This is a genomic window from Prochlorococcus marinus str. MIT 9515 (assembly GCF_000015665.1).
GTDB lineage: Bacteria > Cyanobacteriota > Cyanobacteriia > PCC-6307 > Cyanobiaceae > Prochlorococcus_A > Prochlorococcus_A marinus_P.
Genome location: NC_008817.1, coordinates 282,500 through 303,490, shown reverse-complemented (window position 1 = coordinate 303,490; position 20,991 = coordinate 282,500). Strand labels below are relative to the sequence as shown.

Annotated in this window: 21 protein-coding genes and 1 tRNA gene; 14 read left to right on the top strand and 8 right to left on the bottom strand. The window is 31.8% G+C overall.

The annotated features are described in order from the left end of the window. The first annotated feature begins 11 nt into the window (after nt 1-11). From P9515_RS01615 to P9515_RS01605, 3 genes are read left to right on the top strand one after another with little or no spacing between them, the layout of a single operon-like run. Nucleotides 12-374 (top strand): NAD(P)H-quinone oxidoreductase subunit 3, encoded by a 363-nt coding sequence (locus tag P9515_RS01615; RefSeq protein ID WP_011819645.1) that lies wholly within the window; start codon nt 12-14, stop codon nt 372-374. Nucleotides 375-378: 4 nt separating this feature from the next. Further along, on the top strand, nt 379-1,113 hold the full coding sequence (locus P9515_RS01610) for an NADH dehydrogenase subunit K (RefSeq protein WP_011819644.1): 735 nt from the start codon (nt 379-381) through the stop codon (nt 1,111-1,113). Beyond that, nucleotides 1,113-1,643, top strand: a complete 531-nt coding sequence (locus P9515_RS01605) for an NAD(P)H-quinone oxidoreductase subunit J (RefSeq protein ID WP_011819643.1) — start codon at nt 1,113-1,115, stop codon at nt 1,641-1,643. Before P9515_RS01610 ends, P9515_RS01605 begins: the two co-directional genes overlap by 1 nt. Nucleotides 1,644-1,648: 5 nt before the next feature. Here P9515_RS01605 and P9515_RS01600 read toward each other — a convergent pair whose 3' ends face one another. After that, nucleotides 1,649-3,034, bottom strand: coding sequence for a gluconeogenesis factor YvcK family protein (locus P9515_RS01600; RefSeq protein WP_011819642.1), 1,386 nt, complete (start codon nt 3,032-3,034; stop codon nt 1,649-1,651). A 133-nt stretch (nt 3,035-3,167) separates the two neighbouring features. Between P9515_RS01600 and P9515_RS01595 the strand changes: the two genes are divergently transcribed. After that, nucleotides 3,168-3,953, top strand: coding sequence for an ABC transporter ATP-binding protein (locus P9515_RS01595; RefSeq protein ID WP_011819641.1), 786 nt, complete (start codon nt 3,168-3,170; stop codon nt 3,951-3,953). Between the two features lie 5 nt (nt 3,954-3,958). Further along, on the top strand, nt 3,959-4,804 hold the full coding sequence (locus P9515_RS01590) for an MlaD family protein (protein ID WP_011819640.1): 846 nt from the start codon (nt 3,959-3,961) through the stop codon (nt 4,802-4,804). Nucleotides 4,805-4,808: 4 nt separating this feature from the next. Here P9515_RS01590 and bchD read toward each other — a convergent pair whose 3' ends face one another. Continuing rightward, nucleotides 4,809-6,926 (bottom strand): magnesium chelatase ATPase subunit D, encoded by a 2,118-nt coding sequence (gene bchD / locus P9515_RS01585; protein WP_187146040.1) that lies wholly within the window; start codon nt 6,924-6,926, stop codon nt 4,809-4,811. 96 nt (nt 6,927-7,022) lie between these two features. Between bchD and folK the strand changes: the two genes are divergently transcribed. Genes folK through P9515_RS01570 form a run of 3 tightly spaced genes read left to right on the top strand, consistent with a single transcriptional unit; the run spans nt 7,023 to nt 9,631 of the window. After that, nucleotides 7,023-7,589 (top strand): 2-amino-4-hydroxy-6-hydroxymethyldihydropteridine diphosphokinase, encoded by a 567-nt coding sequence (gene folK, locus P9515_RS01580; protein WP_041710689.1) that lies wholly within the window; start codon nt 7,023-7,025, stop codon nt 7,587-7,589. Between the two features lie 45 nt (nt 7,590-7,634). Next, nucleotides 7,635-8,195: an NUDIX hydrolase gene (locus tag P9515_RS01575; RefSeq protein ID WP_011819637.1), complete on the top strand. Its 561-nt coding sequence runs from the start codon at nt 7,635-7,637 to the stop codon at nt 8,193-8,195. Further along, entirely contained in the window at nt 8,195-9,631 is a 1,437-nt protein-coding gene (locus P9515_RS01570) for a cryptochrome/photolyase family protein (protein ID WP_011819636.1), read from the top strand. The genes P9515_RS01575 and P9515_RS01570 overlap by 1 nt, the downstream gene beginning before the upstream one ends. Here the strand turns inward: P9515_RS01570 and P9515_RS01565 are convergent. Together P9515_RS01565 and P9515_RS01560 are read right to left on the bottom strand one after the other, a co-directional pair. After that, the gene (locus P9515_RS01565; RefSeq protein WP_041710687.1) at nt 9,616-10,821 is read right to left on the bottom strand and encodes a DegT/DnrJ/EryC1/StrS family aminotransferase; all 1,206 of its coding nucleotides are present in this window, start codon (nt 10,819-10,821) and stop codon (nt 9,616-9,618) included. The genes P9515_RS01570 and P9515_RS01565 overlap by 16 nt on opposite strands. A 53-nt stretch (nt 10,822-10,874) precedes the next feature. Next, nucleotides 10,875-11,468: a thioredoxin family protein gene (locus tag P9515_RS01560; RefSeq protein ID WP_011819634.1), complete on the bottom strand. Its 594-nt coding sequence runs from the start codon at nt 11,466-11,468 to the stop codon at nt 10,875-10,877. Between the two features lie 101 nt (nt 11,469-11,569). Between P9515_RS01560 and fabI the strand changes: the two genes are divergently transcribed. The 3 genes from fabI to P9515_RS01545 all read left to right on the top strand — a co-directional run bounded on the left by fabI (nt 11,570) and on the right by P9515_RS01545 (nt 14,547). Beyond that, complete coding sequence (gene fabI / locus P9515_RS01555) at nt 11,570-12,352, top strand: enoyl-ACP reductase FabI (protein ID WP_011819633.1); 783 nt, start codon at nt 11,570-11,572, stop codon at nt 12,350-12,352. A gap of 21 nt (nt 12,353-12,373) precedes the next feature. Then, the gene (gene hisB, locus P9515_RS01550; RefSeq protein WP_011819632.1) at nt 12,374-12,979 is read left to right on the top strand and encodes an imidazoleglycerol-phosphate dehydratase HisB; all 606 of its coding nucleotides are present in this window, start codon (nt 12,374-12,376) and stop codon (nt 12,977-12,979) included. Between the two features lie 80 nt (nt 12,980-13,059). Beyond that, nucleotides 13,060-14,547, top strand: a complete 1,488-nt coding sequence (locus tag P9515_RS01545) for a carotenoid oxygenase family protein (RefSeq protein WP_011819631.1) — start codon at nt 13,060-13,062, stop codon at nt 14,545-14,547. Here the strand turns inward: P9515_RS01545 and rdgB are convergent, their stop codons facing one another. Beyond that, nucleotides 14,548-15,123, bottom strand: a complete 576-nt coding sequence (gene rdgB / locus P9515_RS01540) for an RdgB/HAM1 family non-canonical purine NTP pyrophosphatase (protein ID WP_011819630.1) — start codon at nt 15,121-15,123, stop codon at nt 14,548-14,550. Beyond that, nucleotides 15,120-16,580: a phosphoglucomutase/phosphomannomutase family protein gene (locus tag P9515_RS01535; protein WP_011819629.1), complete on the bottom strand. Its 1,461-nt coding sequence runs from the start codon at nt 16,578-16,580 to the stop codon at nt 15,120-15,122. Before P9515_RS01535 ends, rdgB begins: the two co-directional genes overlap by 4 nt. 81 nt (nt 16,581-16,661) lie before the next feature. Here P9515_RS01535 and P9515_RS01530 point away from each other — a divergent pair, with 81 nt between their 5' ends. Then, the gene (locus tag P9515_RS01530; RefSeq protein ID WP_041710685.1) at nt 16,662-18,074 is read left to right on the top strand and encodes a TM0106 family RecB-like putative nuclease; all 1,413 of its coding nucleotides are present in this window, start codon (nt 16,662-16,664) and stop codon (nt 18,072-18,074) included. Here the strand turns inward: P9515_RS01530 and ygfZ are convergent, their stop codons facing one another. Both ygfZ and pyrE read right to left on the bottom strand, forming a co-directional pair. After that, a complete protein-coding gene (gene ygfZ / locus P9515_RS01525; RefSeq protein ID WP_011819627.1) occupies nt 18,075-18,923 on the bottom strand; it encodes a CAF17-like 4Fe-4S cluster assembly/insertion protein YgfZ in 849 nt (282 codons plus the stop codon). Then, nucleotides 18,910-19,488 (bottom strand): orotate phosphoribosyltransferase, encoded by a 579-nt coding sequence (gene pyrE, locus P9515_RS01520; RefSeq protein WP_011819626.1) that lies wholly within the window; start codon nt 19,486-19,488, stop codon nt 18,910-18,912. Before pyrE ends, ygfZ begins: the two co-directional genes overlap by 14 nt. A gap of 138 nt (nt 19,489-19,626) precedes the next feature. Between pyrE and P9515_RS01515 the strand changes: the two genes are divergently transcribed. Both P9515_RS01515 and P9515_RS01510 read left to right on the top strand, forming a co-directional pair. Next, nucleotides 19,627-19,699 (top strand) — tRNA-Ile (locus P9515_RS01515). Nucleotides 19,700-19,717: 18 nt separating this feature from the next. Then, a complete protein-coding gene (locus P9515_RS01510) occupies nt 19,718-20,986 on the top strand; it encodes a hemolysin family protein (protein ID WP_011819625.1) in 1,269 nt (422 codons plus the stop codon). Nucleotides 20,987-20,991 lie beyond the last annotated feature (5 nt).

The window sequence follows — 20,991 nt, the reverse complement described above, 5'->3', positions numbered from 1 at the left end:
ATTTTTTTTAAATGTTTTCACTCCCAGGCTACGAATATTTTCTAGGTTTTCTAATAATTGCTGCTGCAGTTCCAATTTTAGCTTTAGTTACCAACCTAATTGTTGCTCCCAAAGGGAGAACTGGTGAGCGAAAACTTACATATGAATCAGGAATGGAGCCCATTGGAGGAGCTTGGATTCAATTCAACATTAGATACTACATGTTTGCTTTAGTATTCGTTATATTTGATGTAGAAACGGTGTTTCTTTATCCTTGGGCTGTCGCGTTCAATAGATTAGGCTTATTAGCCTTTATTGAAGCTCTCATATTCATCGCAATATTGGTTATTGCACTTGCGTATGCATGGAGAAAAGGAGCTTTAGAATGGAGTTAAAAAAATGAACAATTCACTATCACCAAAAGCAATTAGAGAGCTTAGAGAAGAAACCTGTAATCCTCTAGGTGCTCCACAAGTAACGACTGACTTGAGTGAAAATATCATAATGACTAGTTTAGATGATCTTCATAACTGGGCCAGATTAAGTAGTCTATGGCCACTTTTATATGGAACCGCATGCTGTTTCATCGAATTTGCAGCACTGATAGGGTCTAGATTCGATTTTGACAGGTTTGGTTTGGTACCTAGAAGTTCCCCAAGACAAGCTGATTTACTTATTGTTGCAGGGACCGTAACAATGAAGATGGCGCCAGCATTAGTGAGATTGTATGAGCAAATGCCAGAGCCAAAGTATGTAATTGCTATGGGAGCTTGCACAATAACTGGTGGGATGTTTAGTGCAGACTCGACAACTGCAGTAAGAGGGGTTGATAAATTAATCCCGGTTGATTTATATCTTCCCGGATGCCCTCCTAGACCAGAAGCTATTTTTGACGCGGTTATTAAATTAAGAAAAAAAGTTGGGAATGAAAGTATTCTTGAAAGGAATAAAGCTGAACAAACTCACAGGTATTTGACTGTCAAACATGATATGAAACTTGTTTTTTCAGAAAATACCGGAGAATATTTAAACAAAAAATCTGAAAAAGCAATTAAGTCTTCAGATCTAGAGATGATTGAAGAAAATATAAAAGTTAAAATCGAAGAGAACTTAATTGATGAAGAAACAAAATAATGGACCAAAATAATTTATCTAAATCTTCAGAAGAAATAGTTGAACAAAGAGGAATAGTAAGTAATCGACTTTATAAAGATGGAATTACAAACAACTCATTAGGAAACGATCACATAGGTGTTGAGCTCCTCTCAGTTAAACCCGAAAAATTATACGAAGCCATATCTTCTTTAAAAAAATATGGCTTTAATTACCTACAGTGTCAAGGAGGTTATGATGAGGGACCCGGGAAACGTCTTGTAAGTTTTTACCATTTAATCTCACTTCAAGATATTGAAGAATTAGAAGAGATTAAAGAAATTAGAGTTAAAGTTTTTTTAAATCGAGATTCAGATTTATCTGTACCTAGCCTTTATAAAATTTTCAAAGGGAGTGATTGGCAGGAAAGAGAAACTTATGACATGTACGGGATCAACTTTCAAGATCATCCAAACCCCAAAAGAATTTTGATGCCTGAGGATTGGAGAGGATGGCCTTTAAGAAAAGATTATATTCAACCTGACTTTTATGAATTACAAGATGCCTATTAGATTTATTAATTTAATTTCTTTAATTTTTTATTAATAAACATGACTGCCCTCGCAAGTCTTCGAGGGTCATGCCTAAGTGTTGGGGTAATTTTTCTTGAATAAAGAGGAGCTTGCAAAACATAATAACCTTCTGAAATTAATTTTTCTTTATTACATACAACTGGTATGGCTCCTCTACTTTGATAATAATCAACGAGCGGTGACTTTTCGAATTGAATTTGAGAAAGTATTGCATTAAATATTCGGGTTTTTACCCCAAAATTTAACAATTGTTTTTCTATTGCTTTGATGTGTTGGTATACGTCAAGTCCATCGGTTTCTCCAGGTTGAGTCATCAAATTACTTATATAAATTTTTGGAGCATTACTTTTCAAAAGAGCATCTACTATTTCTGGGACAAGTAAATTAGGTAGCAAAGAAGTATAGAGACTCCCAGGTCCTAGTACTATTAAGTCTGCTTCTTTTATAGATTCAAGCGCGCTTGGAAGAGCTGATGGATTTTCAGGAAGATAACCAATCCTAGAAATCATTTTTTTTGATTGGCTTATATTACTTTCCCCAAATATTTTTTGACCGTCTTCTAGTTCTGCCCAAAGCATTACGTCAATATTTGTTGCTGGTAAAACTTGTCCCTGGACCGCTAAAACTTTGCTCGATGCCTGAACTGCCTTTTCTAAACTTCCTGTAATTGTTGTTAGTGCTGATAAAAAAAGATTACCAAAACTATGCCCTTCTAATCCGCTTCCTCCTGAAAATCGATATTGAAATAATCTTGTCAATATAGGTTCTTCATTTGATAATGCCGCCAAGCAATTTCTTATATCCCCAGGAGGTTGAACACCTAATTGTTTTCTTAAAACTCCGCTGCTACCTCCATCATCAGAAACCGTAACTATTGCAGTAATGTTACTACTATAATTTTTTAAACCTTTTAATAAGGTTGACAAACCTGTTCCTCCTCCAATAGCAACAATATTGGGGCCTCTATTTAATTTACTTTTTACTCTGAGTGCATCTACTAAAAATGTATTCTTCTCTGGGACAAGCGCTTTTTGTATAGAATTGATACTTCTATTTTGACCAATTCCAATTAACAGAAGCCCAAAGATAAATATTAATGGCCCTAATATTGAAATAGGCAAAATACTTGTTAACTGATCTATTATCCAGAAAAAAACTGCTATTAACCAATAAAGGGGCCTTAAATTAGTCCAGATTACAATCCCTAATAATGAAGTTAATAATCCAATGGCAGAGGTTATCATCCATCTTTTTATTACCAGTCCCGGTAAGAGCCAACTTAAAATTCTTATAATCCTATTTATCAATCCTAAATTTGATTTTTTAAAATAAGATAAAGTTCTCTTTACTCTTTTTTTCCTCTTCTTCATCAAAATCCCTCTAAATTTTTTTTCAAAATTTATGTTTATATTTAAACTAATTATAAATCAAATACATACATCCTTTTTTTATTTTTAAAAAGTAGGCAATATGTATTTAAAGACAAATTGCAATCTATAAATTTTGAAAAATTCAAAACCTGCTGTAGAAACCAATAATCTCTCCATTAGTTGGGGGGATCAAAATGTACTAGACAAAGTCAATTTAAAACTAAATGAGGGAGAAAAATTAGCAATTATTGGTCCATCAGGCTCTGGAAAATCAACTATATTAAAAATATTAGCAGGTTTAATTTTACCTAATGAGGGGGAATTAAGCATATTTGGGGAAAAACAAACTTACCTAAGATTAGATCAAACTCATCCTCCGGATGTAAGATTAGTTTTTCAGAATCCAGCTTTATTAGGCTCTTTAACTATTGAAGAAAATGTAGGATTTATACTTCAAAGAAATAAAAATTTATCCAAACAATCTATTCGAGAAATAGTTAGAGAATGTTTACAAGAGGTGGGTTTATTTGATGTTGAGGAAAAACTTCCAAATGAATTAAGTGGCGGTATGCAAAAAAGAGTAAGTTTTGCTAGAGCATTAATAACAGAACAAGACTTAGATAAAAAAAATAAGCCATTATTACTTTTTGATGAACCTACCGCTGGACTTGATCCCATTGCTTCATCAAGAATTGAAGATTTAATCAATAAGACAAATAATAAAGCAAATGGATCATCTATTGTAGTTAGTCATGTTCTTAGTACTATAGAAAGGACTTCAGAAAAAGTTGTGATACTTTATGGAGGTAAATTCAGATGGGCGGGTTCTATTGATGAATTTAAAGAAAGTAATGATCCTTACGTTTTTCAGTTTAGAAATGGAAACCTTAATGGACCAATGCAACCAAAAGAGATTTAAACATTATGCGTAGAAGCTTACGAGACTCAATTGTAGGATTTTCCTTATTAGGAGGAATATTAATATTTACTTTTTTTTCCTTCTGGTTAAGAGGTGTAAAACTTTCTTCAAAGAATTGGTATCTTTTCGCAGAATTTAACAACGCAAGCGGTTTATCAAAAAAATCTCCAGTAACTTACAGAGGAATTTTAGTAGGTTCAATTGAAGATATTCTTTTTACTAATGAATCCATCAAAGCAAAAATCGTTCTCAATAATCCTGAAATTATTCTTCCAAAGCCAGCATTTGCAAAAGTTGTTACCAATTCTTTTCTAGGAGGTGATGTTCAAGTATCATTAGAAACCAGTCAAAAAACAATCCCAAAGGATATTGCAAAAGCAATATCAGAAGAATGTGATAGTGAATTAATTGTGTGCCAGGGAGACACTATTACTGGAAAGCAGCTTTCTAGCCTTTCAAACATAACTAACAGGATAAATCAAATCCTAAAAGAATCAAATCAAGAAAATCTAATTGAAAATGTAGTTAATTCAATAGACCAATTTGATAAAACACAAGAAAATCTTGATGAACTAATTTATTTGTCTAAGCAAGAAATTTTAAGAGTTAAACCTCTTATCAAAGAAGTTACAGTAGCGGCAGGTCATTTAAACAGTATTTTGTCTGCCATCGATAACGAAGACACTCTGAAAGATATTAAGTTGACAATAAATGCCGCGGAATCAATATCAGGCAAATTAGACAATATGAGTGATGATTTTGAAGGCTTAATGAAAGACAAAGAATTAACAAAATCTTTAAGAGATTTAACAATTGGGCTTTCTAAATTCCTTAACGAGATTTATCCATAAAAATTTAAAATTCATTGATTGCGTTTAAAGCCATCGCTGCAATTGTCTTATCTGTAGCTTTTGGTAATTGAACATATTTTCCTTTTGCAGCTTCCGCTAGTTCTTTTCCAAAGCCACTAGCAATAAATTTTCTTTCTGTATCTATTACTAATAGCTTTATTCCTAACATAGGATATTTGGCTGCAATATCTAAAACTTCTTGCTTCAAATTCACATTTTCATCTTCATTTTCATTTTCAACTTGACCTAGTGATATGCCTAATGGAACATTACCTCTGCCATCAGTTATTCCAACAACAATGACCTGACCAATATCTCCTGTAGAGAGTGCATTTTTTGCGACTTTGGCTGATTGAGTTAACCCATGAGCCAAAGGCGATCCACCTCCACATGGCATTGTTTCTAATCTTCTTTTTGCTGCGGTAATAGATCTTGTTGGAGGCAAAAGAACTTCTGCTTGATTTCCTCTAAAAGGAATAAGAGCTACTTCGTCTCTATTTTCATACGCCTCGGTCAAAAGTCTGATTACTGCACCTTTTGCACTTTGCATTCTATTCAAAGCCATAGAACCACTAGCATCAACAAGAAAAATAACTAATGCTCCTGCCTTTTTTTGAAGGAGCTTTGCTCTAAAGTCATTTTCCTCAATGATTATGGTTTTACCGGGATTTTTTAATCTTCTAGATTTTTGATACGGGGCAGCTGCTCTTAGAGTTGCATCAACAGCGATTCTCTCTACTTTACCTTTTGGAATTAAAGGTCGGACATATCTACCTCTACTTTGACTAAGAATTACTGACCTACTTCCACTATTTCCTGCTTTAGACTTTGCTGATGAAAAAAGCAATAAATCAGGATCTACCATACATGCTTCAGGATCTAAAATAAACTCTTCTGGAATTTCCGAAGTAGCATCTTCATCCCCCTCAGAATTATCCTCTTGTTGTTCTTGCTCTTGATCATTCTCATTTTCATTTGATTCAGGTTCAGATTCTTCATTACTTGATTGAGGTGGGGGTGGATTTTGATCTTCAGGTGGAGGAGGTTGAATATCTTCATCTTCAGGAGGTATTTGCATTGCCCTAGGAAGAATAACTAATCTTACTGCTACTTTTAAATCATCAGAATTAACATTCTCATCACCTCTTAGAGCTGCGTTTGCCTTGGCAACCTTCACTGCAAATAATTCAGACCTGTGTCCTTCAACTCCACCTCTTAAAGCCTCATTTACCAAATAAGTTATTTGCTCTTCAGTAATTTTTACATCATTCAACCATTGCCTAGCCAAAATCAACTGGGTTGATAAATTATCAGATTCGTCAGACCATTTTTCTGAAAACTTGATGTTATTTTCTGCATGAGATAAAACAGATTTTGTTATTTCAACTCTTTGATCATTATCAATAGATTGATCTGCAGAGAGAACAATTGCAAATCTATCCAATACATGATCTCTTAAAGCTCCTTCTTCGGGATTATAAGTCGCGATCAAAAGAGATCTACATGGATGAGAAAGACTTAATCCATCTCTTTCAATATTATTTTGTTCTCTACCAGTAGCTTCAAGAATTAAATTTACAATCCCATCGTCCAATAAATTAATATCATCAACGTACAACACACCCCTATGAGCTTCAGCTAGGATACCTGGCTGAAAAACTTGTTCTCCTGTATTTAAAGAAGCTGCAACATCTATAGACCCAACAAGTCTATCTTCTGTAATGCCAATTGGAACTTGAATAAATGGGGCTTGTATAATCTTTTTTGGAATATTTTCAATTTGGTTAAGATAATCATCCCCAAACATATTCGCTATTAACTCATGAATATTTTCATCCCATTCTTCAGGTTTTGTTGGATCTAAATTTCTACTTATAGGCCTTAAAGAAGTCTTATTATCCCGTAATTTTTCAAGTATTGATTCATTATCTATTACTTCTATCGGCGGAATTAAAGAATGTAAACCTCTCGCTAAAACTGACTTACCTGTACCTCTACCGCCTGCTATAACAACTCCCCCTAAGCTAGGATCAACTGCTGATAAAAGTAAAGATAATTTTAATAAGCTGTGTCCCGTAATCGCAGCCAATGGAAAAGCTCTAAAAGAATCTTTCTTTTTCATTAAATCCTTTATGTCTTCTTTTCCTTTTAACTTTTTTTCCAAAATCACTTTAAAAATCCCTGATATAGAATTTATCCAATAACAATGTTTTTTTTAGTGGAATTATCAAATCTTAATATCAAAAATGGACTATGTATATCATTAGGAGCAAATATTGATAGTAATTATGGAAAACCTATTGAAACATTTATAATTTGCAAACCAAAAATTGAGACTTTAATAAAGAGTTGGATAAACCAATCTAAATATTGTAATAAAGAAACTGAATCATCTGAAACAATTTTTTATTGGTCTTCAATATATGAATCAAGTCCTCATGGAGTCAAGGATAATCAACCAAATTATCTAAACACACTTGTCCTAGTCAAAAGTAACTCTTTCCCAAAGCAAACAACAGAAAATGCAAAATTCCTTCTAAGAGAATTTAAAAATTTGGAAAGAAATTTTGGAAGAAAAAAGACTCCCAATAACATGAAATGGTTATCTAGATGTTTAGATTTAGATATTTTATGGTGGGAAGATTTTTGTTTCAAGGATGAAGAATTAATATTACCTCACCCAAGATTTATGAATCGTAATTTTATAATATCTCCCCTTTCTGAAGTCTTAAGTAGAACACAAACAGTTAAAAAAGTTGAAGAAGAAAGATGGCTTGTTGATTAATTTCCAAAATCCTAAAATAACTGTTAGGGTATTTTTATTTAAATTATGGATGATAACATTCACTTCAAAAAAGCCATTTTTAAAGAAAAAATCTCCGAGTTAAAAACAAAAAAATTTAGTTTTGAAATCAATAGAATTGAGCTACCTAATGGACATGAAGATGAATATGGACAAATAATATTCCCAAACGCTGCATTAGCTGTTCCCATAACAAACGAAAATAAAGTTATACTCCTGCGCCAATACAGATTTGCTGTATCTAGATATTTGCTGGAATTTCCAGCAGGTACTTTAGAAATTGGAGAGACCCCAATAAACTCAATCAAAAGAGAAATTCAGGAGGAGGCTGGATATAAAGCAGAAAAATGGGATAAACTAGGAGCTCTAGTAAATGCTCCTGGATATTCAGATGAAGTCATTCATTTATTTCTTGCACGTGATTTAAGTAAATTAAAAAATAAGGTAAAAGGGGATTTAGACGAAGATATAGAAGTTTTGCTTATGGATCCTCAGAATTTAGATAATTTAATTTCTTGTGGTGATGAAGTCCTTGATGCAAAGACAGTAACAGCTTGGTTTAGAGCAAAGCAATTTTTAGGAATTTAATGAATAATCCCAGAATACTTTTTTGGCATAGAAAAGATCTTCGAATTTATGACAATAACGCTTTGTCAAAAGCATTTTCTTTATCAAATGCTATTACTTCAACATATATTTTTGATCAAAATTATTCTCAAGACTTTAATGCGAATTCTAGAGCATGGTTTCTTGGAAATTCATTGCAAGAATTAAGCAGAAATTGGGAAACCCTTGGTAGTCGAATGATTATAGATGAAGGTAATCCATTAACTCTCATACCTAAATTGGCTCAATTAATTGATGCTAAATTTGTTGCTTGGAATAAAGCAATAGAACCTTATGAAATTAATCGTGATTTAGAAATTAAAAATACTTTAAAAAAGTTTAAAATTGAGATTATAGAATTATGGGATCACTTATTATTAGAACCTTCTCAAATTCATACTGGAAGTAACAAACCATATACAGTTTATGGTCCGTTTTACAAAAAATTAAAGTCAAAACTACAATTACTCACTTCGAAAAAAAATCTTAATAATATTGGTAAATTAAAGGATTTAGAAATAGGGATTAAAGAAAGTCAAAAAATTGATAGTTCAAGATTAATATTAGAGAAATTTATAAAAAAAGTAAATTTTGATGGTATTAATTTATGTCCTTGCAAACCAGGAGAAATAGCTGCAGAAAAATTATTAGACCAATTTATTAACCAAGATAAAATTGGATCATACGCATCTTCAAGAGACTTTCCTGATCAAAACGGAACATCATTCCTAAGTGCATCATTGAGATTTGGGACAATAAGTATAAGAAAAGTCTGGAATTCAACCTTGTTTACTGACTTAAAAAATAAAAATAACCATAATAAAATATCAATAGAAACTTGGCAAAAAGAACTAGTTTGGAGAGAATTCTATCAACATTGCTTATTCCATTTTCCAGAATTAGAAAAAGGACCTTACAGAAAAAAATGGGATCATTTTCCTTGGCAAAATAATCATGAATGGTTTGATCGATGGAGCAATGGAGAAACTGGAGTTCCTATTATCGATGCAGCAATGAGACAACTTAATAGTACAGGCTGGATGCATAATAGATGTCGAATGATAGTTGCTTCATTTCTCGTAAAAGATCTTATTTGCAATTGGCAAATGGGTGAAGAAAAATTTATGAAGGTATTGGTGGATGGAGACTTAGCCGCAAATAATGGAGGTTGGCAATGGAGTGCAAGTAGTGGCATGGATCCAAAGCCATTAAGAATTTTTAATCCATATACTCAAACTAAAAAATTCGATCCTATTTGCAAATATATTAAATTCTGGATTCCAGAATTATCTAAAGTACCTAATAAAGATATCCTAAATGGTGAGATTTCTGATTTGGAAAAAAATAATTATTATGGAGCTATAGTTAATCACAATACTCAGCAAAGACTTTTTAAAGATCTTTACGCACATATTTGAAGTTCGTCAATACATTTTTTTAAAATAATATTAAAGTTTTTAGATACATAAACTTGTTCTTCATAAGAAATTTCCGGATACATTGGAAGACTAAGTACTTCAGTGCAAACTATCTCTGTATTAATAAGTTTTTCTCTAGAGAAATTTATATTTTTGTATGCTATTTGTGCATGTATTGGAATCGGATAATAAATAATTGAATTAATTCCTTTCTCGGAAAGTCTGAGTTTCAATAAATTTCTCAAAGAATTATTTTTATTGAAATCAGTTTCAAATAAATTTGAGTAATTATTGTTTATATCATAATTATAATTTTTTAATCTGATCACAAATTGATTCCAAGAATGCGAAATAGAGTCAAAATCAATCATAGGGAAGTGAAGAAAACTATTTTCTTCTAATAATTCAAAATAATTATTGGCTATTTTTTGACGATTACTGATCCATTTTGATAGGGATTTTAGTTTGATATTTAAGACCGCTGCTTGTAGAGTATCGAGCCTACTATTATATCCTATTTGAGTATGGTGATATCTTTTAGGACTTCCATGAACTGCCAACTCTCTTACTTTTCTAGCAATATTGTAATCTGAGGTTGTAACTGCACCACCATCTCCAGCAGCCCCTAAGTTCTTAGTTGGGAAAAAGCTAAAGCATCCAATGTCTCCAATACTACCTACCTTAGAATTACCCCATAAAGTACAAGTTGCTTGAGCACAATCCTCAATTATTTTTAAATCATATTTTTTAGCTAATACTTTTATTGATTTCATATTTACAGCATTACCAAATAAATGGACTGGCATAATTGCTTTGGTATTAGAGTTTATTTCTCTTTCAATTAAATCAATATTAATTAAATAATTAGTTGGATTAATATCTACCAAAACAGGATTGGCTCCTACTGCACTGATAGCTTCAGCAGTAGCGAAAAAACTAAAAGATGAAGTAATTACTTCATCCCCCTCTCCAATGTCTAAAGCACGTAAAGCAAGTATTAATGCATCAGTTCCACTATTACACCCAATAGCATGATTTACTCCAATAAGAGATGCGAAATTCTCTTCAAATCTAGAAATCTCATGACCGCCTACATATTGTCCACCTTTAAGAACTTTCAAAACAGCATCTTCGATATCAGAGCCAATTTCTTTGAACTGTCTTTCTAAGGTAAATGGAGGGATTTGCATATTAATCATATTAGCTTTAAAGGCTTTTCTCTGGGAAGAACATTATGTTTACTTTATTTAAACCAATCAGGTTCTCCACCTGGAGTCCATTTAATATTACATCCAAGCGATGGTTGTTGAGGGTTAGGATAATTACTATTTTTATTTAATTCTTGAACCGCGGCTCGTAAATCTTCTCCTGTAATGGGAATATCATTACTAGGTCTACTACTATCAAGTTGTCCATGATAAAAAAGGGGGAATTTTTTATTCCCAGCATTTGAAAAAAGATAGAAATCAGGCGTGCATGCAGCCTTTAATTTTTTGGCAAAAACTTGCCTTTCATCATACAGATAAGGAAAAGTCCAGCCTTGCAATTTAGCTTGATTTCTTAAATTCTCTGGAGAATCAGAAGGATGAGTAACAATATCATTACTTGAAATTGCAATAGTTTGAACTTGATCCTCAATATCAGCGCTTAAAACTGAAATATGATTTTCAATATATTTTACAAAAGGGCAATGGGCGCAAATAAACATTAATAGTAAATGTCTATTATCCAGTCTTGAAAAATTATATTTTTCTTGATTAGATGAATTGACATTAATCATTTCGAAAAAAGGTAATTGAGTCCCTAATTCCAAATACATTGAATTTGTTTTAACCATGCTTAAAAAATATTTCTTATAGTTGAAAATTATTGTATATTTTGCAGTAATACGCAAAGAAGTGTACTTTTTGTAGGAGAATTATATAAATAATAAATAAAATGCTTCTAAATTTAACTGGCAAAAAAATTCTAGTTACTGGAATTGCCAACAATCGTTCAATAGCATGGGGTATAGCTCAGCAACTTTCAAAAGCTGGCGCTGAACTAGGAATTACATATTTGCCAGATGAAAAAGGGAGATTTGAGTCTAAAGTTAGAGAGTTAACGAAAGATTTAAAGCCATCACTATTCCTCCCGCTTGATGTGCAGAATCCTTCTCAAATTGAAGAAATTTTTGAAAATATTAAAAATAATTGGGGGCAAATTGATGGGTTAGTTCATTGTCTTGCATTCGCTGGCCGTGATGAATTAATCGGAGATTATAGTGCGACTTCATCCGAAGGTTTTGATAGAGCTTTAAATATTAGTGCTTATTCTTTAGCACCTCTATGTAAGGCAGCAAAACCACTATTCAGTGATGGTGCCGGGGTCGTTTCTTTAACTTATTTAGGATCTGAAAGAGCCATACCCAATTACAATGTGATGGGAGTAGCCAAAGCAGCTCTTGAAGCGTCTGTGAGGTACCTTTCTGCAGAACTTGGTCCTGAAAGGCAAGTAAGAGTAAATGCAATAAGTGCTGGCCCAATCAGAACACTTGCCAGTTCTGCAATAGGTGGCATTTTAGATATGATACATAATGTTGAAGAAAAAGCCCCCTTACGCAGAACAGTTACTCAAACAGAAGTAGGTAATACGGCTGCTTTTCTTTTGAGTGATCTTGCAAGTGGTATATCAGGCCAAACTATTTATGTTGATGCAGGTTATTGCATTAATGGAATGTAAATTAAAATTTTAAAAACTAAAATGTCATCCTCAAGACAAGCTGAAATTAAAAGAAAAACAAATGAAACAGATATTAGTATTTTTATTAATATAGATGGCAACGGAATTTCAGAAATTGATACAGGGATACCCTTCTTAGATCATATGCTTCATCAAATATCAAGTCACGGATTATTTGATTTAAAAATAAGAGCTATAGGAGATACACACATTGATGATCATCATACAAATGAGGATGTCGGAATTGCCCTTGGTAAAGCATTTACCAAAGCCCTTGGAGAAAGAAAGGGGATAAACAGATTTGGGCATTTTTTTGCACCTTTAGATGAGGCTTTAGTTCAAGTGACCTTAGATTGTTCAGGAAGGCCTCATTTATCTTATGGTCTCAAATTGAAAGCACCAAGAATAGGAAATTATGATACTGAATTAGTAAGAGAATTTTTTATAGCTTTTGTTAACAGTAGTGGAATAACCCTTCATATCAACCAAATAGAAGGGAGAAATTCTCATCATATAGTTGAGGCATGTTTTAAAGCCTTTTCAAGATCAATGAGAATGGCTACTGAAATAGATTTAAGGAGATCCGGAACTATCCCTAGTAGTAAAGGAATGCTAGAAATTGATTAGCTATACAATTTAAGTATTTTTTTTAATAAGCCACAATTTTATAGATTTTTGGCGAAAATAAATAAAAATAAAACTTTAAAGTGACTTATATTCAAGACAAACAAATTAAGACTAATCAAGCTTTTAATAAAGAAGATTGGTCTAGCGCATATAAAAATGTTGAAACAGAATTAACAAATGAATCATTAAAGATTACTAAAGGCGAAAATATTGTTGAATTAAACGGAACTTTGCTTAGAAACGGGCCCGGCATATTAGAGAGAGGAGGTCAATGGGTTCATCATCCATTCGATGGAGATGGCATGATCACTGCAATTAACTTTAAGAATGGGAAACCATCATTAACAAATAAGTTTGTGAGAACAAAAGGTTATATAGAGGAAACAAAGATTAATAAATTTGTTTATAGAGGCGTTTTTGGTACTCAAAAAAGTGGGGGCATATTAAATAATGCTCTGGATTTAAAATTCAAAAATATTGCTAATACACACGTTGTAAAACTAGGTAATGAAGTTCTCGCACTATGGGAAGCAGCAGGTCCACATGCCTTAGAACCAAGTAATCTAGATACAAAAGGATTAACAACTTTGAATGGGGTTTTAAAAGCCAATGAAGCTTTTAGTGCTCATCCAAAAGCAGATTTCAATTCAAATTATTCCTCTGAAGTCATGGTGACTTTTGGAGTACAAACCGGGCCAAAAAGCACTATTAGATTAATGGAATTTTCAAATGCTGGTGAAAATTCTGGTGAATTGATATTTGACAGGAAAGATACATTTAATGGTTTTGCATTCCTTCATGATTTCGCAATTACAACCAATTGGGCAATATTTTTACAGAATGCTATCGACTTCAACCCACTGCCATTTGTGATGGGCCAAAAAGGAGCCGCTCAATGTTTGAAATCAAATCCCAATAAAAAAGCAAAATTTTTTATAATCCCAAGGGAAAGCGGTTTATTTAAGGGGCAACCATCAATAACTATAGATGCCCCAGAGGGATTTGTTTTTCATCATGTTAATGCATTCGAAAAGGATTCAAACATAATTTTAGATAGTATTTTTTATGATGATTTCCCTTCTGTTGGTCCAGACGAAAATTTTAGGGATATTGATTTTGATCAATATCCAGCTGGGAATTTAAAAAGATCTATTATCGACCTTAAAGGGAAAAAGTCTCAATTTGAAACTTTAAGTACACAAACTTGCGAATTCGCTACTGTTAATCCCAAATTCTTAGGATTAAAAGCGACTCATTCATGGATGGCTTGTACTGATAAGAAGACAGGAAATGCTCCTCTACAGGCTATAAAGAAAATTAATTTGACTACCAAAGAGGAAATTTATTGGTCAGCAGCACCTAGTGGATTCGTTAGTGAACCAATAATGGTCCCATCACAAATATCAAATAAAGAAGATGACGGTTACTTATTTGTTCTGATATGGAATGGTAGTAGAAGAGGAAGTGATCTTGTGATATTAGATGCCAATGATTTAAAAGAATTAGCTATTTATGAGCTTCCGATATCAATTCCACATGGCCTGCATGGATCTTGGGTTAATAATTAATTATGCAAATATTTCTAACAATTGAGGAATAATTTTTTTTAATGCTTTGCCACGATGACTACATTCATCTTTTAATTCATTATTCATCTCAGCGAAAGTTAATCGACTTGACACCTCTTCAAAAATAGGATCATATCCAAAGCCACTATTTCCTCTGGGTTTTTCAATAATATTGCCGAAACATTTAGCTTCCGATTCTAATATTAAATCCCCACTTGGACTGCAAACACAAACATTTGCTATGAAAAAAGCACATCGATTTTTTTCTCCATCAAGTTCTTTTAAAACTCTTTCTATTCTTCTTTGATCATTTTCTGCATATCGCGATGAGTAAATGCCTGGCTTCCCGTCCAAAGCATCAATACATATTCCCGAATCATCTGCTATTGCATAGTTTCCTGTCTTTTTAGAAACTTCACATGCTTTTTTAATTGCATTCTCCCTAAATGTATTGCCATTTTCTTCAACTTCTATTGATTCTGGTTGAAGCAATAATTGACAATTTACATTTGATAGTAATTTTTTATATTCTTTAATTTTTCCAAAGTTTTTGCTTGCTAAATATAAAATTTTCATTGATTTTGTTTAACTCTGTTTATGAATTTTTGACTCCATTGCAAAACCTCATTTAAATCATATTCAGATGTAGCCTCACAATATAATCTTAAAAGAGGCTCTGTTCCTGAAAACCTAAATAATAGCCAGAAATTATTATCAAGCCTCAATTTTATACCGTCGACATGGGAGATACTAATAATCTTATGTCCACATATTTCTGAAGGAATATTATTATTAATAAATTTTTTAAAAATTTCTTTTTCTGACTGATTTGGAAATTTAATATCAATTCTTCTATAAAAACTTGGTCCAAATTTTTGTTGAATTTCATCTAAAGTTTCACAAAGATATTTCGATTTTTCTGCGATTCCATTTAATAAAACCATAGCCGCATATAACGCATCTCTCTCTGGCATAAAGTCTCCAAAGCCTACCCCTCCTGATTCTTCTCCTCCAATAAATATTTCTTCGTTAATCATTTTTTTTGCAATATATTTAAAACCTACAGGTAATTCAACAACCTCTCGATTTTGATTTTTTGCGATATTACCAATAATGTCTGAACCACTAACAGTTTTAAGTACTGGAAATAAATTCTTATTCTTTTCGCCCAAGTAACTTATAAAAAAAGGTAATAAAACTTGCGTACTACAAAATCTTCCTTTTTCATCAATTACAGCAATCCTATCGCCATCTCCATCAAAAATTATTCCAAGAGTTTTAATACCTTTTTTAGAATTTGTTATTAAAATTTCAGATAAATTTTCTAAATATTTTAGAAGTGGTTCTGGAGGATTACCTCCAAATAAGGGATCATAATTAGCTCTAATTTCAGTGAAGATATTTGAATCATAACTATCAAATATCTGGCTAATACAATTTGCAGCCGAACCATGCATCGAATCAACAAAAATATGCAGATTCATTTTCTTTAAATTATTTACAATAAAATCAATATTAAAATTTGATTTAATCTGATCTAAATGAAACTTCTTAATATCAACTTTGTCATATGGGCCTTCTAATCTTTCAATTGAGTTTTCAAGAAGCAGCCTTTTTTCAACTTCCTTTGTAAAAGATTCATCTACAGAGCATCCCTTAAAACTCTTAATCTTTAGGCCTAGCCAATTATATGGATTATGACTTGCTGTAATTACCAAACAACCTAAAAACATATTATGTTTGGCATATAAACTACAGGCAGGTGTTGGAACATAAGTATGGGATAACACAGGTTCAAAACCACATCCCTTCACATAAGAGGCTATCTCATTTGCAAACTCACTTGCCATGAATCTACGATCGTAACCTATGAGTATTTTTTTAGATTTAGTTTCATCGAAGTATTGATAATCTAATTCTTGACATGAAGCAACAACTACCCTAGAGAGATTTGACAAATTGAAATCAAATCCAATTATTCCTCTCCATCCATCAGTTCCGAATTTTATTTTATCTAGTTCATTTTCAGACAAAGTTAAAAAGTTCCTTGATTTCCAATAATTATCTATATTAATTTATATAAGTAAAAATTTAAACTGCCTTTGCAAAAAAATTTGAATAATCTTTATTTAAAAAGTTTTATTAGATGCAAGAGAAAAGCTTGGCTTGATTATCAGGGCAATAAGTTGCATAAAATTTGGTCACCACATCTATCTATAGAAATAATTAATAGATACAAAAACTTTTATAAAATAAGTAATGGAGATTTATATACCGGAACAAAAGCATGTAAGAAGGGTTCACGCGGAGTAATTGGATTAAAAGCGAGATCAAAATTAACCAACAACATAAATGCAGAAATCCAACCTCAATTACTTAAAAAAGTAGTTGGACATAGCAAATGGGGAGATTACAAATATATTCCTGTTATGTATAAGTTAGGCCATAGAACAACAAAAGAGCATCTATTTGATTTAGCCTTTTGTTCGATTTTATTAGAACCCTTTCAAGAATCAAAAATTGAGGCGGGATTAGTAATTTCAAATTATTCAAATCAAATTAATATTGAAAGAATTGATTTAAACCAACGATTAAGAAAAAAAGTATTAAGTACCTTTTTAAATTTAAACGAAACTCTAAAAAGATCTATTCCGGATATTACTGAAGACAGAAAAAAATGTACGATATGTTCATGGCAGAAGTTTTGCGATACCGAAGCAAAAGATAATGGATATTTAACTGATATAGACGGTATCGGTTCTAAAACTGCTTTCCTTCTCCATAAAAGTGGGATCTCTAATATTAAAGAACTTGCTACTGCTCGAGAAATAGATTTAGGAGAAAAACTGAATCAATTCAAAGATCAAAAGTTTGAAAAAGCTTCAAAGTTTATAAATCAATCAAAAGCATATTTATCAGGAACACCAATTCGAATTTTTGAAAGTGATAACTTATCTTCTCTTTTATCAAAAAAAGATTCAGGATTCTTTATGTTTGATATTGAGTCAAATCCGGATGAGAAGCATGATTTTTTATATGGATTTTTAAAAGTAAATAATTTATTTGAAAATGTTAAAGATGATTTTTATGATCCAATATTAAACCTCAAAAAAAATTGCAAAAAATCAAATCAAGAAATTATTCAGAAACTTTTGTCTGAAAAATCCTGGCCAGTTTTACATTATGGAGAAACTGAGAAAATAGCAATATTAAAATTAGCAAGGCAATTAAATCTTGATGTAAAAGAAATTGAGATCCTTAAGTCCCGATTCATAGACTTGCACTTAATAGTTAGAGGTTCATGGATATTACCGATTAGAAACTATAGTTTAAAAACAGTTGCCAATTGGATGGGATTCAAATGGAGACAAAAAAATGTAAGTGGATCAAAAGCTTTATATTGGTGGATACAATACAAAAATACTTTGAATGATCTTTTTTTAAAAAAGATTATTCAATACAATAGAGATGACTGTATGGCTACACTTCAAATCGCAAAGTGGTTAATCAAAAAACGCAATTATTGATTAAAGAAAAGTTGAACCTACAGATTTATCTATTGAAATTTGGCCAAATTTATCAGAAAAAAAAGAGTTTTCCTTATCCAAGTATTTCCTCTTTATCAATGCCAAACCTTTTGTAGTTAGAGAATCTGATTTATAAATAGATGTAATGTAACCGACTGTTTTTTCTTTATTCTGATTATTATAAATTTTCTTACTATCAGACTCTATATTTATAACTCTATCCTTAGCAGTCCATACTCTGATTTCCTGCTTTAAAGAAGAAACATTTCTGATTTTTGACATCGTTTCTTGCCCCAAATAACAACCTTTATTGAAATCTACAAGATCTGCAAGTCCTAATTCAAGTGGATTATTTTTGCCATTAATTTCACTATCTAAGGATGGTATAGCCTGATTAATCTTCCACGATTGTAAATCGTTAGTATTCATTAAATTTGGATTGTTGTTGTAAAAAGCATATTCTTTATCTTTATTATGAAAAAAGATAGGTTGTGTGACTCTCCATGAATTAATATCATCAACGTGCTGAAGTCTATTAATTGAAAAAGTATCACTTAATAAAACATCATCGGAGGGGAAAATAATCTCATTAAAGTATTTTCTAATTTCACTAGTATTTCCTACAAAGACAATTACGTCTAATTTATTCTCTAAGCAATTAATCTCCAGTAATGACTTTAAAATTCCATTTGGTGATAACCAGCAAGTTTGTAAAACATTATTATTTAAATTAACAATATTTCCAGTCGTTATTCCATTTAAAAATCTTTTACTATCTTTTCCAGTAATAGAAAAGCAATCAAATTTCTCAAGCCAAATTTGGTCTTTCTTTACATTAATTTTGGACATTATTCATAAGAAAGTCTTCTATTGAGAATAAGCTTTTTAATTGTATATTGTGTTCTTTTAAGGCCTCATATCCTCCCTCTTTCCTATCAACAATAGACAAAACTTCTTTAACTATAAAATTATTTTCTCGTAATTTTTTAATTGCTTTAATAGCTGATCCAGCCGTAGTGACAACATCTTCCAAAACAGTCACTACAGTTTCTTCCTTTAATGTAGGGCCCTCTAATCCAGCTTTTGTTCCATATTCCTTTGTTTCTTTCCTAATAATTAAAGCATCTAATAATAATCCTTTAGAAGCAGCCGTTAAGATTACACCACTAACTAAAGGATCGGCTCCTAAAGTTAAACCAGCCACAGCTTTTGAACTTGGATCCATTAACTCTAAAAACAAATTACTAATTAATTGCAACCCTTTTCCATTTAATGATACAGGTTTACAATTGAGATAATGAGCACTTTCTTTACCGGATGCCAAAATAAAGTTTCCTTTCTTATAAGATTTTTCAATTAATAGTTTTAACAAATTCTTCTTATTTAAATTGTTCTCCTGAGAAAAATTGTTCATTTATAGAAGGTCAGCTAATATTTCAAGATTAGGAGAAAAAAAAGAAATCTCACAAAAACTTACTAAGTTGGTGCTTTTTGAAATATTATTTTTATATTGTAAGTAAATTGAATGTAATTAATCATTACTGCAAAATCCGGGGGTGTAGCAATCTGGTGAATGCACCAAACTCATAATTTGGCTAAGGCGAGTTCGATCCTCGCCACCCCCATCACTAATTTGTTAACGAATGAAAATAACTTTACTTTTTTTACTTTTGATGTTTCCAGCTTTTTTTGCTGCAAGTGAACTTTCATTTTTATTAATAAGACCAAGTAAAGTTTTAAGACTGATAGAAGAGAAAAGAAAAGGGGCATTTTCAATTTTAAAAATTCAAAAAAGATTCATATCTTCCTTAATAGCTTCTCAATTTGGAGTAACAATTTCTCTAATAGCTATTGGTTGGTTAAGTAAAGGTTTAGCTAATGATTTTTGGAACGAAAATAAATTTTCAAATCGAATATATGATCTCTTAATGTTTTTATTTATAGTACTTATCGTCACCCTCATATCAGGTCTTATTCCTAAAGCATTAGTAATTAATAATCCAGAGTCAGCTGCTTTGAGATTAACTACAATTTTTGATGCTGTTCGTAAAGGAATGCAACCTATTGTTTCTGTAATTGAATTTTTTGCAAGCGCTTGTTTAAGGTTATTTCATCTAAACAACAAATGGGATTCATTAAATTCAGTATTATCAGCGGGTGAATTAGAAACTTTAATAGAAACAGATAATGTCACAGGATTAAAACCTGATGAGAAAAATATCTTAGAAGGTGTTTTTGCTTTAAAAGATACTCAAGTCAAAGAAGTAATGATTCCAAGATCTGAAATGGTAACTTTGCCAAAAAATATTACGTTTGCTGAACTTATGAAACAAGTTGATAAAACAAGGCATGCTCGTTTTTTTGTGATTGGTGAATCACTAGATGATGTTTTAGGGGTTTTAGATTTACGTTACTTAGCAAAACCAATATCCAAAAGCGAAATGGAAGCAAATACATTATTAGAACCTTTCCTTTTACCTGTGACAAAAGTCATTGAGACATGCTCGTTAGCAGAGATATTGCCTCTCGTTAGAGACTATAATCCATTTTTGCTTGTTGTTGATGAACATGGTGGAACTGAGGGGCTCATAACTGCCGCTGATCTTACTGGAGAAATTGTTGGAGAAGAAAGACTGAGTAGCAGGATATATTCTGATATGAAAATGTTAGATAATTTCTCCAGAAAGTGGTCAATTGCAGGAAAAGCAGAAATAATAGAAATCAATAAAAAGTTGGGATGTTTTCTTCCAGAAGGAGCTGATTACCATACACTAGCAGGATTTCTTCTTGAAAAATTTCAAATGGTTCCCAAAATTGGAGATAGTTTAGATTTCAAAAATATTAAATTTGAAATAATTTCAATGTCAGGTCCCAAAATTGATCGTGTAAAAATATTTCTGCCAAAAAGTTAAAATTG

Coding starts and splice junctions, on each gene's coding strand:
- bchD (WP_187146040.1), bottom strand. CDS start 6,926: ATGAAAAAGAAAGATTCTTTTAGAGCTTTTCCATTGGCTGCGATTACG.
- P9515_RS01510 (WP_011819625.1), top strand. CDS start 19,718: ATGAAAATAACTTTACTTTTTTTACTTTTGATGTTTCCAGCTTTTTTT.
- ygfZ (WP_011819627.1), bottom strand. CDS start 18,923: ATGTCCAAAATTAATGTAAAGAAAGACCAAATTTGGCTTGAGAAATTT.
- P9515_RS01600 (WP_011819642.1), bottom strand. CDS start 3,034: ATGAAGAAGAGGAAAAAAAGAGTAAAGAGAACTTTATCTTATTTTAAA.
- P9515_RS01575 (WP_011819637.1), top strand. CDS start 7,635: ATGGATGATAACATTCACTTCAAAAAAGCCATTTTTAAAGAAAAAATC.
- P9515_RS01590 (WP_011819640.1), top strand. CDS start 3,959: ATGCGTAGAAGCTTACGAGACTCAATTGTAGGATTTTCCTTATTAGGA.
- rdgB (WP_011819630.1), bottom strand. CDS start 15,123: ATGAAAATTTTATATTTAGCAAGCAAAAACTTTGGAAAAATTAAAGAA.
- P9515_RS01565 (WP_041710687.1), bottom strand. CDS start 10,821: ATGCAAATCCCTCCATTTACCTTAGAAAGACAGTTCAAAGAAATTGGC.
- P9515_RS01570 (WP_011819636.1), top strand. CDS start 8,195: ATGAATAATCCCAGAATACTTTTTTGGCATAGAAAAGATCTTCGAATT.
- P9515_RS01605 (WP_011819643.1), top strand. CDS start 1,113: ATGGACCAAAATAATTTATCTAAATCTTCAGAAGAAATAGTTGAACAA.
- fabI (WP_011819633.1), top strand. CDS start 11,570: ATGCTTCTAAATTTAACTGGCAAAAAAATTCTAGTTACTGGAATTGCC.
- pyrE (WP_011819626.1), bottom strand. CDS start 19,488: ATGAACAATTTTTCTCAGGAGAACAATTTAAATAAGAAGAATTTGTTA.
- P9515_RS01560 (WP_011819634.1), bottom strand. CDS start 11,468: ATGGTTAAAACAAATTCAATGTATTTGGAATTAGGGACTCAATTACCT.
- hisB (WP_011819632.1), top strand. CDS start 12,374: ATGTCATCCTCAAGACAAGCTGAAATTAAAAGAAAAACAAATGAAACA.
- P9515_RS01610 (WP_011819644.1), top strand. CDS start 379: ATGAACAATTCACTATCACCAAAAGCAATTAGAGAGCTTAGAGAAGAA.
- P9515_RS01615 (WP_011819645.1), top strand. CDS start 12: ATGTTTTCACTCCCAGGCTACGAATATTTTCTAGGTTTTCTAATAATT.